17 protein-coding genes are annotated in these 14,450 nt (G+C 71.9%); 11 read left to right on the top strand and 6 right to left on the bottom strand.

What is annotated here, in order from left to right:
* Window positions 1–15 precede the first annotated feature (15 nt).
* The 5 genes from J421_RS10440 to J421_RS10420 form a co-directional block, all read right to left on the bottom strand.
* A complete protein-coding gene (locus J421_RS10440; protein WP_025411124.1) occupies window positions 16–852 on the bottom strand; it encodes a LytR/AlgR family response regulator transcription factor in 837 nt (278 codons plus the stop codon).
* On the bottom strand, window positions 849–1,928 hold the full coding sequence (locus J421_RS10435; RefSeq protein WP_025411123.1) for a sensor histidine kinase: 1,080 nt from the start codon (window positions 1,926–1,928) through the stop codon (window positions 849–851). Before J421_RS10435 ends, J421_RS10440 begins: the two co-directional genes overlap by 4 nt.
* 268 nt (window positions 1,929–2,196) lie before the next feature.
* A complete protein-coding gene (locus J421_RS10430; RefSeq protein WP_025411122.1) occupies window positions 2,197–2,403 on the bottom strand; it encodes a hypothetical protein in 207 nt (68 codons plus the stop codon).
* A gap of 120 nt (window positions 2,404–2,523) precedes the next feature.
* Entirely contained in the window at window positions 2,524–4,128 is a 1,605-nt protein-coding gene (locus J421_RS10425; RefSeq protein WP_104022481.1) for a capsule assembly Wzi family protein, read from the bottom strand.
* Between the two features lie 290 nt (window positions 4,129–4,418).
* Complete coding sequence (locus tag J421_RS10420; RefSeq protein WP_025411120.1) at window positions 4,419–4,850, bottom strand: hypothetical protein; 432 nt, start codon at window positions 4,848–4,850, stop codon at window positions 4,419–4,421.
* A gap of 215 nt (window positions 4,851–5,065) precedes the next feature.
* Between J421_RS10420 and J421_RS10415 the strand changes: the two genes are divergently transcribed.
* The 9 genes from J421_RS10415 (at window position 5,066) to J421_RS10375 (ending at window position 12,779) form a co-directional block, all read left to right on the top strand.
* Entirely contained in the window at window positions 5,066–5,758 is a 693-nt protein-coding gene (locus J421_RS10415) for a helix-turn-helix transcriptional regulator (protein ID WP_025411119.1), read from the top strand.
* Entirely contained in the window at window positions 5,755–7,191 is a 1,437-nt protein-coding gene (gene sufB, locus J421_RS10410) for a Fe-S cluster assembly protein SufB (RefSeq protein ID WP_025411118.1), read from the top strand. The genes J421_RS10415 and sufB overlap by 4 nt, the downstream gene beginning before the upstream one ends.
* 19 nt (window positions 7,192–7,210) lie before the next feature.
* Window positions 7,211–7,963, top strand: a complete 753-nt coding sequence (gene sufC / locus J421_RS10405) for a Fe-S cluster assembly ATPase SufC (RefSeq protein ID WP_025411117.1) — start codon at window positions 7,211–7,213, stop codon at window positions 7,961–7,963.
* Window positions 7,960–9,351, top strand: a complete 1,392-nt coding sequence (gene sufD, locus J421_RS10400) for a Fe-S cluster assembly protein SufD (RefSeq protein WP_025411116.1) — start codon at window positions 7,960–7,962, stop codon at window positions 9,349–9,351. Before sufC ends, sufD begins: the two co-directional genes overlap by 4 nt.
* 100 nt (window positions 9,352–9,451) lie before the next feature.
* Entirely contained in the window at window positions 9,452–9,913 is a 462-nt protein-coding gene (gene sufU / locus J421_RS10395) for a Fe-S cluster assembly sulfur transfer protein SufU (RefSeq protein WP_025411115.1), read from the top strand.
* Window positions 9,910–10,275, top strand: coding sequence for a Rieske (2Fe-2S) protein (locus J421_RS10390; protein WP_025411114.1), 366 nt, complete (start codon window positions 9,910–9,912; stop codon window positions 10,273–10,275). The genes sufU (J421_RS10395) and J421_RS10390 overlap by 4 nt, the downstream gene beginning before the upstream one ends.
* Entirely contained in the window at window positions 10,250–11,497 is a 1,248-nt protein-coding gene (locus tag J421_RS10385) for an aminotransferase class V-fold PLP-dependent enzyme (protein WP_104023085.1), read from the top strand. Before J421_RS10390 ends, J421_RS10385 begins: the two co-directional genes overlap by 26 nt.
* A gap of 4 nt (window positions 11,498–11,501) precedes the next feature.
* A complete protein-coding gene (gene sufU, locus J421_RS10380) occupies window positions 11,502–11,951 on the top strand; it encodes a Fe-S cluster assembly sulfur transfer protein SufU (RefSeq protein ID WP_201773139.1) in 450 nt (149 codons plus the stop codon).
* Between the two features lie 51 nt (window positions 11,952–12,002).
* A complete protein-coding gene (locus J421_RS10375; RefSeq protein ID WP_104022480.1) occupies window positions 12,003–12,779 on the top strand; it encodes a DUF2490 domain-containing protein in 777 nt (258 codons plus the stop codon).
* Here the strand turns inward: J421_RS10375 and J421_RS10370 are convergent.
* The gene (locus tag J421_RS10370) at window positions 12,754–13,341 is read right to left on the bottom strand and encodes a Uma2 family endonuclease (protein WP_104022479.1); all 588 of its coding nucleotides are present in this window, start codon (window positions 13,339–13,341) and stop codon (window positions 12,754–12,756) included. The genes J421_RS10375 and J421_RS10370 overlap by 26 nt on opposite strands.
* Before the next feature lie 127 nt (window positions 13,342–13,468).
* Here J421_RS10370 and J421_RS10365 point away from each other — a divergent pair, with 127 nt between their 5' ends.
* Together J421_RS10365 and J421_RS10360 are read left to right on the top strand one after the other, a co-directional pair.
* Window positions 13,469–13,819, top strand: coding sequence for a hypothetical protein (locus tag J421_RS10365; RefSeq protein WP_025411111.1), 351 nt, complete (start codon window positions 13,469–13,471; stop codon window positions 13,817–13,819).
* 16 nt (window positions 13,820–13,835) lie between these two features.
* Window positions 13,836–14,450, top strand: coding sequence for a YqaA family protein (locus tag J421_RS10360; protein ID WP_025411110.1), 615 nt, complete (start codon window positions 13,836–13,838; stop codon window positions 14,448–14,450).

Below are 14,450 nucleotides of genomic sequence, written 5' to 3'. Positions count from 1 at the left end.
ATCAGCGCCGCCGCATCAGCCCTTTCCCATCCGATCGAAGAACGCGTCACGGTAGCCGCGGCTCAGCGTCAGGCGGGTGCCCGTCGCGAGCACCACGACGTATTCGCCGTTGAACGTGGGGCGCAGCTCGCGTACGCGCTCGAGGTTCACGATGGCCGAGCGGTGGATGCGCGCGAAGCGGCGCGGGTCGAGCCGGGCCTCGAGCGCCTTCAGCGTCTCGCGCACGAGACGCGCGCCGCCGCGGGTGTGCACGCGCACGTAGTTGTCGTCCGCCTCGAGCCAGTCGACATCGGCCACCGGCACGTACGTCACGCGGTCCGTCTCGCGCACGGCGATGCGGGCGAGCCAGTCGCCCGCGACGCGCCCGTCGCCGCGGAGCTGCGCGAGCAGCGCGTCGAGCGCGACGCGCGACGGGTCGTGAGGCACCGACGCGACGCCGGCGGCCGCGCCGCGCCGGGCGGCGACACGCTCGCGCGCGCGCTCGAGCGCGGTGCGGAAGCGCGGCTCGTCGAACGGCTTCAGCAGGTAGTCCACGGCGTGCACGTCGAACGCACGGATGGCGTACGCGTCGAACGCGGTGACGAACACCACGGCCGGCCGGTCGCCGGGGCCGAGCGCATCGAGCACGCCGAAGCCGTCGAGCTCCGGCATCTGCACGTCGAGGAACATCACGTCGGGCGACAGCTCGCGCACCGCGCCGAGCGCCTCGCGCCCGTCGCGGCACTCGCCCACCACCTCGACGCCCGGCTCCGCGGCGAGGAACGTGCGCAGTCCTCGGCGCACGAGCGGCTCGTCGTCGACCAGCAGCACGCGCAGCGGCGCGGCGGCGCGCTCGCCGGGCGCGGCGCTCACGCGGCCGGGCGGTACGGCAGCTCCACGACGGCCGACGCGCCCACGCCGCCGCTGCCCGGGCCTAACGTCAGCCGGCCCGCGTCACCGTAGAGGCGCGCGAGCCGCTCGCGCGTCGTGGAGAGCCCGATGCCGTCGCGCGGCGCGCCGTCGCCGAGCCCGGGGCCGTCGTCGTCGACGCGCAGCTCGAGCCGCGTGCCCTCGCGGCGCGCCGACACCGTGACGCGTACCGGCGCCGTGCGCGCGCTCACGGCATGCTTCACCGCGTTCTCGACGAGCGGCTGCAGGATGAGGTCGGGCACGAGCGCGGCCTGCGCGTCGGGCGCGACGTCGTACGACACGCGCAGCCGGTCCTGGAAGCGCGTCTCCTCGATCTCGAGATAGAGCCGGAGGAAGTCGAGCTCCGCGCCGAGCGGTACCTCGTCGGATCCGTTCGCGGCGAGCGTGTGGCGCAGCAGCTCACCGAGCCGCGCGACCATGCGCCGCGCCGCCGCCGGATCCTCGTCGACGAGCACCGTGATCGCGTGCAGCGTGTTGAACAGGAAGTGCGGGTGCAGCTGCATCTTCAGCGCGCGGAGCCGCGCCTGCGCGAGCTCCGTGGCGAGCGCGCTCGCCTGGACCGCGCGGTCGCGGAACGCGCGATGGTAGTCGATCGCGAGCGTCGCGCCGAGGATCGCGAAGTAGAGCAGCAGCTCGAAGTGGAAGCGGGAGAACGTCGTGCCGCGGAACATCGCGCTCAACGACTCGTTCTCGATGGTGCGGATGCCGAGCCACACGAACACGGTGGTCGCCGCGGCGTGCGCGAACGCGATCGCGGCGCCGGCCACGACGTGCACCGGCAGCGAGCGGCGCCACCGCGCGCCGTCGAGCGGAAACCGCCGTCCGAGCGCGACGATGAGCGGCGCGAGCGCGGCCCACAGGTACCAGGTCGCGAGGTTGTAGCCGGCGATCGTGGAGTACGGCGGCCGCGGCCCGCGCTCGTGCGACATCAGCATCCACGACTGCGTCGCCGACATCAGCGCGACGATCCCGGGGACGATGAGCGCGAGGACGAGCGCGGGGCTCAGGCGGCGGGGCATGCGGTGCAAAGTAGCTCGTGGTCGGCAATCTCACGCGAGGCGCGGAGAATTGAACCGCAGAGGACGCAGAGGCCCGCAGAGCCTCTCATCTGAACCACAGAGGACACGGAGGACACGGAGGAAAACCCTTCAAGAGAAGTTGGTTTCCTCCGTGTCCTCCGTGTCCTCCGTGGTTCAATACAAGGAGAGCAGTCCTCTGCGGCCCTCTGCGTCCTCTGCGGTTCGATGCTGTTCTCCGCGTTCTCCGCGCCTCCTCGTGAGGCGACGCTCAGCGCACGGCGTCGGTCGCCGCGGCGAGCAGCGCGCGCGCGTCGAGGGCGTCACGCTGCGGGCACCGCGAATGCGGCTCGCCGCGCGTGGTCGTCGCGGCGGCTCCCGGTTGCGAGTGGAGCGCCGCCGCGGCGGCGAGCATGGCGAAGCCGAGGCCGAGCACGACGAGGGCGGCGCGGAGGTCGCGACGGAGTTCGGTGGTCATGGGCGCGTCCGTGGTGAGGGGACCTGGACGCAGCCTAACGGGCGTCGCGCGCGCGCGACCACGCGCGTGGGGCGAATCGCGGTACGGCGGGGTGAACGGCGCCCCTCGGCGTCGGACGCGTCAGCGGCGGAGCCGCAGTCCCGCCTCGGCGAACGGCCGCCACCGCGCCGCGCGCGCCGCGAAGTCCTCGTTCGTCACCCGGTCGACGCCGACGCGGAGCGACGCGCCGAGCGCGCCTAACGCGTCGCGGCGCGCCCCGACCTCGAGGCGCGCGCGTTGCTCCACCGGCAGCGACCGCACGCGGACGAGGCGGAAGTGGCTGCCGTCGGGGTCCGTGGTCGACGAGTACAGGCTCGGGTCGCGCCGCTCCAGCGCGCCGCCGAACGTGAGCAGCGCGAGCGGCGACGGCCGCCACTCGAGCGTCGCGTACCCCGCGCCCGCGTGCGGCCCGAGCGGGTCGCCGAGCACCGCGTCCTGGTACGTCACGCCCGACGTGAACTGCGCGTGCTCGAACAGCCGCAGCCCCGTGTGGTGCAGCCGCAGGTCGAGGGCGAGCGACCCGTCGGGGCGCAGCGCGTCGAACCGCACGCCGAGCACGTGGGCGCCGTCCTCCCAGAGCAGCTTCGGGAGGCGCGACGGCTCGAAGTCGTCGATCTCGCCGTCCCACGCCACCGAGAGCCCCGCGAGCTCCGGCACGCGCAGCCGCGCGTCGACGCCCGCGATCTTGTTCGACGCGAGCTTGTCGCGCGACCGCGACGAGCCGGGATGGATCCAGGTCAAGTATGGGAACAGGTCGACGAACCGCTGCTCGAGGTTGAGCGGCGGCGCGCCGTGGCCGCCGTACTGGCTCAGCAGCCCCGACCCGATCTCGAGCCGCGGCGACGGCATGAGCGTGACCTTGTAGCCGGCGAGCTTCGCGTGCGGGAAGTTCTGCCCGCGCCCGAGATCGGCGACGATCGCCTGCGCGCGCACGCGGCCGAGCACGCGCAGCACCCACGGCAGCGTCACGGCGGTGTCGGTGCCTAACGTCACCGCGCGGAGCGGCGGCGCGTTCGCCGAGAGCTGCAGGCTGCGCGCGCCCTGCTGCCCCCAGATCACCGCATCGACGCCGGTCTGCAGCGCGGCATTGTGCCACACGCCGCGGGCGACGAGCCGCTGCGGCACGACGCGCCCCCGCGCGTCCCCCGCGGTCGGCGTGAGCAGATCGAGCCTCGGCTGCGCGACGAGCGCGAGCCCGCCACCGATGCCCAGCACGTGCGACGTCTCGAGCGTGGTCGCGACGCCGTGCACCGCCGGTCGGCCGCCGCGCGCGTCGAGCGGCGGCGCGGTGCGGGCGTCGATGCTCCCCAGCCCATTGCCGGGAATCGCGCGCGGCGCGACGTCGCTCGCCGCGGCGGAGAGCGCGGCACTCTCCAGCGCCCTCAGGCGGATCGCGCGCGACGCGCCGGGCGCCGTGTCGCCGATCGCGGCGACGAGCGTCGCGAGCAGCCGCGCCGTCGGCGCGTCGGAGGGAGCGGTCGCCGCGACGGCGCGCGCGATCCGCGCGAGTTCCCGCCGCGAGTACGGCCGCTGGCCGACGACGGCACCCGGCACCGGCACCCGGGCCAGCAGGCGATCGACGAGGCCGTAGATCGGGTCGTCGATGGAGACGGTGGCGGCGGGCTGCCCGGCGGCGAGCGCCGGCACGAGGATGCAGAGAGCAGCGAGTCGGCGCAGAGCGAGCACGCCGCAGACTAACGGGCTGCTCGGGCGGAGTCATCTCAGATGGAGAACTGCGGGCCTGCATTTGAACCGCAGAGGGCCGCAGAGGGCCGCAGAGGACTGCCTCGTTGTCTTGAACCACAGAGGACACGGAGGACACGGAGGAAACCAACAAAGTGGTTTTTCTCTGTGTCCTCTGTGGTGAAAAAAGCAGTTGAAGCGGTTGCCGTTCTCTGCGGCCCTCTGCGGCCCTCTGCGGTTCAATTGAACCGAAGGCAGTCCCCCGCGTCTCCGCGTGACCTCCGCCGAGCCCGTCAGCTCGCCTGGGCGAGGATCCGCGGCTGCGGCTCGGGCATGCAGAACGGCACCAGGAACCGCACCAGGTCGGCCACGGTGCGCACCTGCTGGCCGAGGCGGTCGAGATCGGACGGCGTCGGCAGGTGGCCTTCGGAGCGGGCCGCGACGAGGAGCACGACGTCCTCGGCGTCCTCCTGCGTGAAGCCGTACGTCGCCGCGAGCTGGTCGGCCGGGCGCATCACGTCCACGCCCTGCGGCACCCGCCGCCGTAGCGCCTCGAACACCTCGAGCAGCAGCGAGGGCGCGACGCCGCTCCCGTCGAAGCTGGCGAGGAAGAGGTGACGCGCGACCTCGTCGCGCGAGTCGGCGCTGTCGATCGCCCGCGAGCTGACGAGCGCGAAGAGTACGGCGGTGAGCAGCAGGGCCGTCACGATGGCGATCTGGAGCACCGGAAGATCCTCGACGTCGGGCGGGGGGAGACCCAAAGGGGGGGACTGCGAGCCTCTGTGGGCGAGTATCGGCCGGCCGGACGAGGAGTGAAGCGGCCACTCGTCCCGCGCTCGCCCGCCGTGTGGCGCAGGTCACCCTTCCCCGCCGAACCCGCCGCCCGGAATTCGCACACGGTTTCGTTGACGAATGGAGAAGGGCCGGCTAAGTTTCAGCCATGCAACAGGTTCCGCCCTCGCTCAGTGGGTTCCGTGGCCTCCGCGCCGAGCTGCTCGTGGCGCTGAAGAAGGCCCCGCACCCCCTCACCGCGAAGGAGCTCGCCGAGCAGTTCGGCGTCACGCCGAACGCGCTGCGCCGCCATCTCGACTCGCTCGAGTCGGAGGATCTCGTGCGCTACCAGCGCGAGGTGCGCGGCGTCGGCGCGCCGGTGCACGCGTACTCCCTCACCGCGCTCGGCGAGTCGCTCTTCCCGCAGGGGCACGCCGCGGTGCTCGCCGCGGTGCTCGAGTCGGTGCGCGAGGTCTCCGGACCCGACGGCGTCATCGCGCTCGCTCGGCGGCAGTGGCGCAACCTCATCGAGGAAGCGTCGCCGCGGCTCGCCGAGCTGCCGCTGCACGAGCGCGCGCAGCTGCTCGCCGAGCTGCGCTCCTCGCAGGGCTTCATGGCGGAGGCGAATGATGCGGGCGGCACCGTGGTGCTGCGCGAGCACCACTGCGCCATCAAGGACGTCGCCGCGCGCTTTCCGGAGATCTGCGTCGCCGAGCAGGAGTTCGTGGAGCGGATGCTCGCTGTGCCGGTGACGCGCACGGCGCACATCCTCGACGGCTGCTCCTGCTGCGAGTACTCGACCACGCCTAACGACACGATCAACCCGGGCGGCGACACGCCGTCCGATCAGGAGCAGGCATGAGCGCCACCATCGAGACTCTCGTCAACCGCGAGTATCAGCACGGCTTCGTCACCGACGTCGAGGCCGACCAGCTGCCCCCGGGGCTGAACGAGGACGTCGTCCGCGCCATCTCCGCGAAGAAGAACGAGCCCGCCTGGCTGCTCGACTGGCGGCTGAAGGCGTTCCGCCGCTGGCAGCAGATGGCGGAGCCGCACTGGCCGAACGTGAAGTACCCGGCGATCGACTACCAGGCGATCAGCTACTACTCCGCGCCGAAGTCCCCGACGTCCAAGACGTCGCTCGACGAGGTGGACCCGGCGATCCTCGAGACGTACAAGAAGCTCGGCATCTCGCTGAACGAGCAGAAGCGCCTGGAGGGCGTCGCCGTCGATGCGGTGTTCGATTCCGTGTCCGTGGCGACGACGTACCGCGAGGAGCTCGGCAAGCTGGGCATCATCTTCTGCTCGTTCGGCGAGGCGGTGCGCGAGCACCCCGAGCTGGTGCAGAAGTACCTCGGCTCCGTCGTGCCGTACAGCGACAACTTCTTCGCCGCGCTCAACTCGGCGGTGTTCTCCGACGGCTCGTTCGTGTACGTGCCGAAGGGCGTGCGCTGCCCGATGGAGCTGTCGACGTACTTCCGCATCAACGCGAGCGGCACCGGCCAGTTCGAGCGCACGCTCATCGTCGCCGACGAGGGCGCGTACGTGAGCTACCTCGAGGGATGCACGGCGCCGAAGCGCGACGAGAACCAGCTCCACGCCGCGGTCGTCGAGATCGTCGCGCTGGACGACGCGACGGTGAAGTACAGCACCGTGCAGAACTGGTACGCGGGCGACGCGGAGGGCGTGGGCGGAGTCTACAACTTCGTGACCAAGCGCGGCGCGTGCCGCGGCGCGCGGTCGAAGATCTCGTGGACGCAGGTCGAGACGGGCTCCGCGATCACGTGGAAGTACCCGAGCGTCATCCTGCAGGGCGACGACTCCACGGGCGAGTTCTACTCGGTCGCCGTGGTGAACGGCCGCCAGCAGGCGGACACGGGCACGAAGATGATCCACATCGGCCGCAACACGAAGTCGACGATCGTCAGCAAGGGCATCTCCGCCGGGCACGGCAACAACTCGTACCGCGGCGCGGTGCGCGTGCTGCCGAAGGCGGCGGGGGCGCGCAACTACACGCAGTGCGACTCCATGCTCGTCGGCAACGCGTGCGGCGCGCACACGTTCCCGTACATCGAGGTGCAGAACAACACCGCGATGGTGGAGCACGAGGCGTCGACGTCGAAGATCGGCGAGGACCAGATCTTCTACCTGAAGCAGCGCGGGCTCAGCGCCGAGCAGGCGGTGAGCATGATCGTGAGCGGCTTCTGCAAGGAAGTGTTCCAGGAGCTGCCGATGGAGTTCGCGCTCGAGGCGCAGCAGCTGCTCGGGATCACGCTCGAAGGGTCGGTCGGCTAATCCAACTGAGAGAAGACACGTGCTCGATATTCGGAACCTGACCGCGACGGTCGGCGACAAGCAGATCCTGAACGGCATCAACCTCACCGTGAACGCGGGCGAGGTGCACGCCATCATGGGGCCCAACGGCTCCGGCAAGAGCACGCTCGCGCAGGTGCTCGCGGGCCATCCGGCGTACGAGGTCACCGGCGGTGAGGTGACGTACGACGGCGAGGACCTGCTCGCGATGGACCCCGAGGTCCGCGCGCAGCACGGGCTCTTCCTCGCGTTCCAGTACCCGGTCGAGATTCCCGGCGTGACGAACGCGTACTTCCTGCGTGCCGCGTACAACGAGATCCGCAAGGCGCGCGGCGAGGAGGAGGTCGACCCGATCGAGTTCCTCGACGTCGTGGAGGAGAAGGCGCGCCTCGTCGACATGGATCCCGCGTTCCTGAGCCGCTCCGTGAACATGGGCTTCTCCGGCGGCGAGAAGAAGCGCAACGAGATCCTGCAGATGGCGGTGCTCGCGCCGAAGCTCGCGATCCTCGACGAGACCGACTCGGGGCTCGACATCGACGCGCTGCGCGTGGTGGCCGACGGCGTGAACACCCTGAAGCGGCCCGACAGCGCGACGATCGTCGTCACGCACTACCAGCGGCTGCTGAACTACATCGTCCCCGACTTCGTGCACGTGCTGGCCGGCGGCCGCATCGTGAAGAGCGGCGGGCGCGATCTCGCGCTGGAGCTCGAGGCGAAGGGCTACGACTGGCTGATGGAGGGAGCGACCGCGTGACCGCGATCCATCCCGACGCGCAGAGCGTCGCCCAGGCGGTCGCTGCCGAGGCGCAGCGCGACGCGACGGTCGCCCCGGGCCAGTTCCTCGCCCCGCCGCGGGCGCTGCTCGACGAGATCGGCGACGCCTTGGGCGCGTCGGAGGTCTCGGAGCCGGCGTGGCTCGTCGCGCGTCGCCGCGACGCCGCCCAGCGCTTCGCCGCGAGCGGCTTCCCGACGCCGAAGCACGAGGACTGGCACTACACGTCCACCGCACCGATCGCCGAGGCGGCGTTCCCCACGCTGCTCGACGCGTCGGTCACGGTGACGCCCGAGGAGCTGGCGCCGTTCGTGTTCGGCGACTTCCCGACGCTGGTGTTCGTGAACGGCCGCTTCGACGCCGAGCGCTCGTCGCTCGGCACGCTGCCCGAGGGCGTGCGCGTGCTGCCGCTCGCGCGGGCGCTGGCCGAGCGGCCGGAGCTGCTCGAGCGTCATCTCGGCCGCATCGCCGGCGTCGCCGACCAGCCGTTCGCCGCGCTGAACACGGCGCTGTTCCGCGACGGCGTCGTGATCGTCGTCGGCAAGGAGATGGAGGCCGAGCTGCCGGTGCACGTCGTGTGGGCGTGCGACGCGAACGCCGCCCGCGGCACGACGCACCCGCGCACGCTCATCGTCGCCGAGCGCCACTCCAAGCTCACGGTGCTCGAGAGCTTCGTCGGCCTCGGCGACGCGACGTACTTCACGAACGCGGTGACCGAGATCGAGCTCGCCGACGGCGCGACCGTGACGCACGTGCGCGCGCAGCGCGAGAGCGGCCGCGCGTTCCACGTCGGGCACGTCGAGGTGCGGCAGGGGCGCGACAGCCACCTCGTGCAGTTCTCGTTCGCCGCGGGCGCGAAGCTCTCGCGCGCGAACATCCTCACCGCGCTCGACGGCGAGGGATGCGGCGCGACGCTGAACGGGCTGTACATGCTCGACGGCGAGCAGCACTGCGACAACCAGACGCGCATCGAGCACGCGCGGCCGAACACGTACAGCCGCGAGGTCTACAAGGGGATCCTCGACGACCGCGCGCACGGCGTGTTCAACGGCAAGGTGTACGTGCATCCGATCGCGCAGAAGACGGACGGCAAGCAGACGAACAACACGCTGCTCCTCTCCGACCAGGCGCGCATCGACACCAAGCCGCAGCTCGAGATCTTCGCCGACGACGTGAAGTGCACGCACGGCGCGACGGTGGGGCGGCTCGACGAGACCGCGCTGTTCTACATGAAGAGCCGCGGCATCTCGGCCGAGACCGCGCGCAAGCTGCTCACCTACGCGTTCGCCGCCGACGTGCTCGAAACCATCGAGCTTCCCGCCGTGCGCGACGCCCTCGAAGCTCTCACGCTGCAGCGTTACGCAGGCTGAGCGTCGAGCGTGGAGCGTGGAGCGTGGAGCGACTCTGTTCACTCTTCGCTCCACGCTCCACGCTCCACGCTCGGGTTGCGGTCCTCGTGGCCCGACTCGGATGTCAGAACTCACGGACCTGTACCAGGCGGTCATTCTCGACCACAACCGTCGCCCCCGCAACAAGGGGGCGATGGAGGACGCCGACGCGCGCGCGGACGGCAGGAACCCGCTCTGCGGCGACCAGATCACGGTGTGGCTCAAGCTCGACGGCGACGTGGTGGCCGACGTGCGGTTCGTCGGTCAGGGGTGCGCGATCTCGCAGGCGTCGGCGTCGCTCATGACGCAGGCCGTGAAGGGAAAGACGCGCGCCGAGGCGCTCGAGCTGTTCGAGCGCGTGCACGAGATGGTGCTCGGCAGGACGCCCGCGCCGACGGGGCCTAACGGTCCGCTCGGCTCGCTCGCCGCGCTCGGCGGCGTGTCACGGTTTCCCGTGCGCGTGAAGTGCGCGAGCCTCGCCTGGCACACCATGAAGGCCGCGCTCGAGCCGGGCGCCGCGTCGCCGTCGGTGAGCACCGAATGACCGACGTCGCCCGCCCCGCCGACGCGACCGACGCGACCGATGTCCCGCCAGGCTTCGAGCGCGCCGCGCGCCTCGACGACGTTCCGGCGACCGGCCTGCTCGGCGTCGAGATGCCGCGCGACCGCGTGTGCATCGCGCGCCTCGGCGACGAGGTCTACGCGTTCGAGGACCGCTGCTCGCACGCGCTCTATCCGATGTCGCGCGGCGAGCTGCGCGCCGACGGCACGCTCGTCTGCGGATGGCACGGCGCGACGTTCGACTGTCGCACCGGCGCCGTCTGCCGCGGCCCGGCGTCCATCGATCTCCAGCAGTACGACGTCCTAATCCGTGACGGCGATGTCTACGTTCGACTCCGGTCCTGACCTCGCGACGGCCGCGCCGCGCGGCGACTTCCCGCTGCTCGCCGCGCACCCCGAGCTGCACTACCTCGACTCCGCCGCGACGTCGCAGAAGCCGCAGGCGGTGCTCGACGCGATGGATCACTACTACCGCAACGACAACGCGAACCCGCACCGCGGCGCGTATCGGCTGAGCGTCGCCGCCACGGACCGCTATCGCGAGTCGCGTGCGCGCGTCGCGCGCTTCCTCGGGCTGCGCGACGCGGACGCGCTGATCTTCACCCGTGGCACCACCGAGGGGCTCAACCTCGTCGCGTCGTCGTGGGGGCGCGCGCACGTCGGCGCGGGCGACGAGATCGTCGTCACGGCGATGGGGCACCACGCCGACTTCATCCCGTGGCAGCAGCTCGCGCTCGAGAAGGGCGCGCGCTTCCGCATCGTGGAGCTGACGCCCGACGGCCGCGTCGACGTCGACCACCTCGCGTCGATGCTCGGCCCGCGCACGAAGGTCGTGGCGATCCCGCACGTCTCCAACGCGCTCGGCACGGTGAACCCGGTGCGCGAGCTCGCCGCGCTCGTCCGCGAGCGCAGCGACGCGATCGTGGTGTGCGACGGCGCGCAGGGCGCGCCCCACCTCCCCGTGGACTTCGACCGGCTCGGCGTCGACTTCTACGCGTTCAGCGGCCACAAGCTGTTGGGCCCGATGGGCATCGGCGCGCTCGTGGGGCGGCGCGCGCTGCTCGAGGCGATGTCGCCGTACCAGTTCGGCGGCGACATGATCGAGTGGGTGCACGACGAGCGGAGCACGTGGAACGTGCTGCCGCACAAGTTCGAGGCGGGGACGCCGAACGTCGCCGGCGCGGTGGGGCTCGCCGCGGCGGTGGAGTACCTCGACTGCATCGGCATAGACCGCGTGCTCGGCCACGAGCGCGCGCTCGTGAGGCTCGCCACCGCGCGGCTCGCCGACGTCGAGGGCGTCACCGTGCACGGTCCGGCGCCGGAGCAGCGCAGCGGCGTCGTGAGCTTCTCGCTCGCCGACGTGCACCCGCACGACCTCGCGACGATCCTCGACGAGCGCGACGTGTGCGTGCGCGCCGGCCATCACTGCGCGCAGCCGCTCATGCGGCGCCTCGGCGTGCCGGCCACGACGCGCGCGTCGTTCTACGTCTACAGCGACGCGTCCGACGTCGACGCGCTCGTCGAGGGCGTGCAAGCGGCGCGGCGCCTCTTCGCCGGCGCGGTCTGACGGCGTGAGCACGCGCTCGGCGCCCGACGAGGCGCAGCTCGCCGCGATCTATCAGGAGCTGATCCTCGACCACTACCGCCGGCCGCGCAACCGCGGCCCGCTCGATGCGCCCGACGCGCGCACCGCACGGCGCAAGAATCCGCTGTGCGGCGACGAGCTCACGCTCGCCCTCGCGTTCGACGCGGACGGCCGCGTGCGCGAGGCGCGCTTCATCGGCCAGGGATGCTCCATCTCGCAGGCGTCGGCATCGATGCTCACCGAAGCCGTGCGCGGGAAGACGCGCGCCGAGGTCGAGGCGCTCCTCGCACGCTTCCGGGCCCTCATGCAGGGCGACGCCGACGCGGCGGCCGACGAGTCGCTCGGCGAGCTGCGCGCGCTGAGCGGCGTGGCACGCTTCCCGTCGCGCGTGCAGTGCGCGACGCTGCCGTGGAGCGCGCTCGCCGAGCTGCTGTGACGCGCGCTCCTGCACCGTCACGATTCCCTCCCGCTCTCTCGCACGATTCACGTGACCCGACACGCTCTCCGCGCGCTCGTGCCGCTGATGGCACTCGCGCCGCTCGCGCTCGCGCCGCTCGCCCACGCCCAGACCACCGACCGCGTCGTCCGCTCGCAGGCGAACGCGTGGCTCGTCGCCAGCGCCGACCTGTGGGCCACGCCCGAGTGGGGCCTGCAGACGGAGCTCATGTACGAGCGCTCCGACTTCGGCGCCGCGCCGCAGCAGATCGAGTACCGGCTCGGCGTGCAGCGCATGCTGCACGGCGGGGCGCGCCTCGCGTTCGGCGGCACGTACGTGCACAACTCCCCCTACGGGCCGTTCCCGGCCCGCGTCGCGTTCGACGAGTACCGCGCGTGGGAGCAGGCGACGGTGGACCAGCGCGTCGGCGTGGTGTCGCTGTCGCACCGCTACCGACTCGAGCAGCGGTGGATCGAGCGGCCCGTGCTCGGCGCGACGGGGCAGAGCATCGGCCACGACGCGAGCTACACCATGCGCGCTCGGTATCAGCTGAAGGGCACCGTGCCGATCACGCCCGCCGCGCGCGCCCAGTCGCTCTACGCGTCGGGGTCCGAGGAGGTGTTCCTCGGCCTCGGGCCGCACACACCGCTCAACCTCCTCGACCAGAACCGCCTCACGTTAGGCCTCGGCGTGCGCTGGTCGCCCGCGGTGCGCTCGGAGCTGGGCTACATGAACCAGGTCATCCTGCGCGCCGATGGGCGCCAGGTCGAGCAGAACCACACGCTGGTGTTGACGCTCGGGTTCACGCGCGCGGCGCCGCGGCGTTAGGCAGGTCGCCGAACAGATCCCCGACCGAGAGTATGAAGCCGGGCACCACCTCGCCACCCTCCAGCGTCTCGTTGCCGCGGAGCACGCGCGAGAGGCGGTCGGGCGTGTGCACGACGACCTGCCGCAGGCGCGGGTAGACCATCCATACGAGCCGCACGCCATGCGCGAGGTACCCGTCGACCTTCTCGGCGATCTCCCATGCGGCATCGCCAGGGGAGACGATCTCGGCGACGAAATCCGGCGCCCCTTCGATGAAGCGCTCCATGCGGTCGGGCGGCGGCACGCGGTCGGTCCGGATGAACGCGATGTCTGGCCCCCGCACGATGTCCGGGCCGCGTCGCAGGACGAATCCGGACTCAGTGACAACGACGCCGAGCCCGTGGGTTGCCACGTGCGTGTGAAGTGCCGCGGCGATCTGGGTCTGCAGCGCGCCGTGCCAGAACCCGGGCGGCTCGCTGACGCGCAGCTCGCCGTTCACGAGCTCGTAGTGCTTGTCGTCGTCGGGGATCGCGTAGAGATCCTCGGCGGTCATGAGCGCGGCGCGCGAGTTCACCTCAGCCATGGACTCTCCGGGTCGGCGTTTCTCATACTACCACTGTCGGCACGGACCGTCACACCGACGTCACACGATGCACGCGGCACGCGTCGTGACTCCTGCTCGTCCGCAATCGAACCCGGAGGATCCGACGATGGCGAACGAGCGAAAGATCGAGACGCGGCAGGCCGGCGACGCGAAGGACGACGTGAACGACCCGCGCCACTCGCTGCTGAGCGCCGAGGAGCGCGCCCACGGCGCCCACGGCCAGGGGTTCATGGACGAGCAGCGCGCCGACGACGAGCAGGCGACCGACAGCGGCGACGACGCGCAGCTCCGGCGCGCGGGCGGCGGCGGCGACCAGGCCCCGGACCCGAACCGTTTCCGCGAGAACGCGGCTGGCCACATGGGCGGCGCCGGTTGGGGGAGCGAGCAGGTCGGCGGCTCGGTGGTCGATCGGCGCTCACCCGACCCGGAGACGGGCGACGACCGCCGGCACGCCTGACGCTGCCGGACGAACCGTGTCCGCGCCCCGGCTCCTGCCCGCGAGCACCGAGCACCGCGACGCCCGCCCGGGTAACCGCGTCCGGCGCGCGCTCGTGGCGCTCATCGCGCGGCTGCACCGATGGGCGGAGTCGGGCTCGGCGGGGAGCGCGGTGTGCACGTGGAGCTGCCTGCAGGGCTCCGTGGTCCCAGGGCCGAGCGAGGCGCTGTTCCTTCCGCTCGGTCTCTCGGACCCGCGCCGCGCGCTGCGGCTGGCCGCCTGGGCGGCGCTCGGCGCGGTCGTCGGTGGGCTGATCGCCTACGGCATCGGGCGCTACGCGTTCGATGCCGTCGGCCGCCCACTGGTCTCGCTGTTCGGCATCGGCCCCGCGCGATGGCACTCGCTCGAGGGGCTGTTCCATCGGCGCGGCGCCATGCTCGTGCTGCTCAGCACCGTCTCGCCGCTGTCGACGAAGCTGATCTGCATCGGCGCCGGGGCGTTCGGCGTGCCGTTCCCCGCGTACCTCGCGGCCCTCACGCTCGGGCGCGTGGGACGGTTCGGCGTGCTGGGCCTCGTCGTGCGCTTCGCCGGCGATCGCCTCGTCGCCCGCCTGGAGCGCAAGCTGGGACGGTCGATCGAGACCGTCGCCTGA

This window comes from Gemmatirosa kalamazoonensis (assembly GCF_000522985.1).
Classification (GTDB): domain Bacteria; phylum Gemmatimonadota; class Gemmatimonadetes; order Gemmatimonadales; family Gemmatimonadaceae; genus Gemmatirosa; species Gemmatirosa kalamazoonensis.
This window is presented reverse-complemented; position numbering and strand designations above follow the sequence as displayed.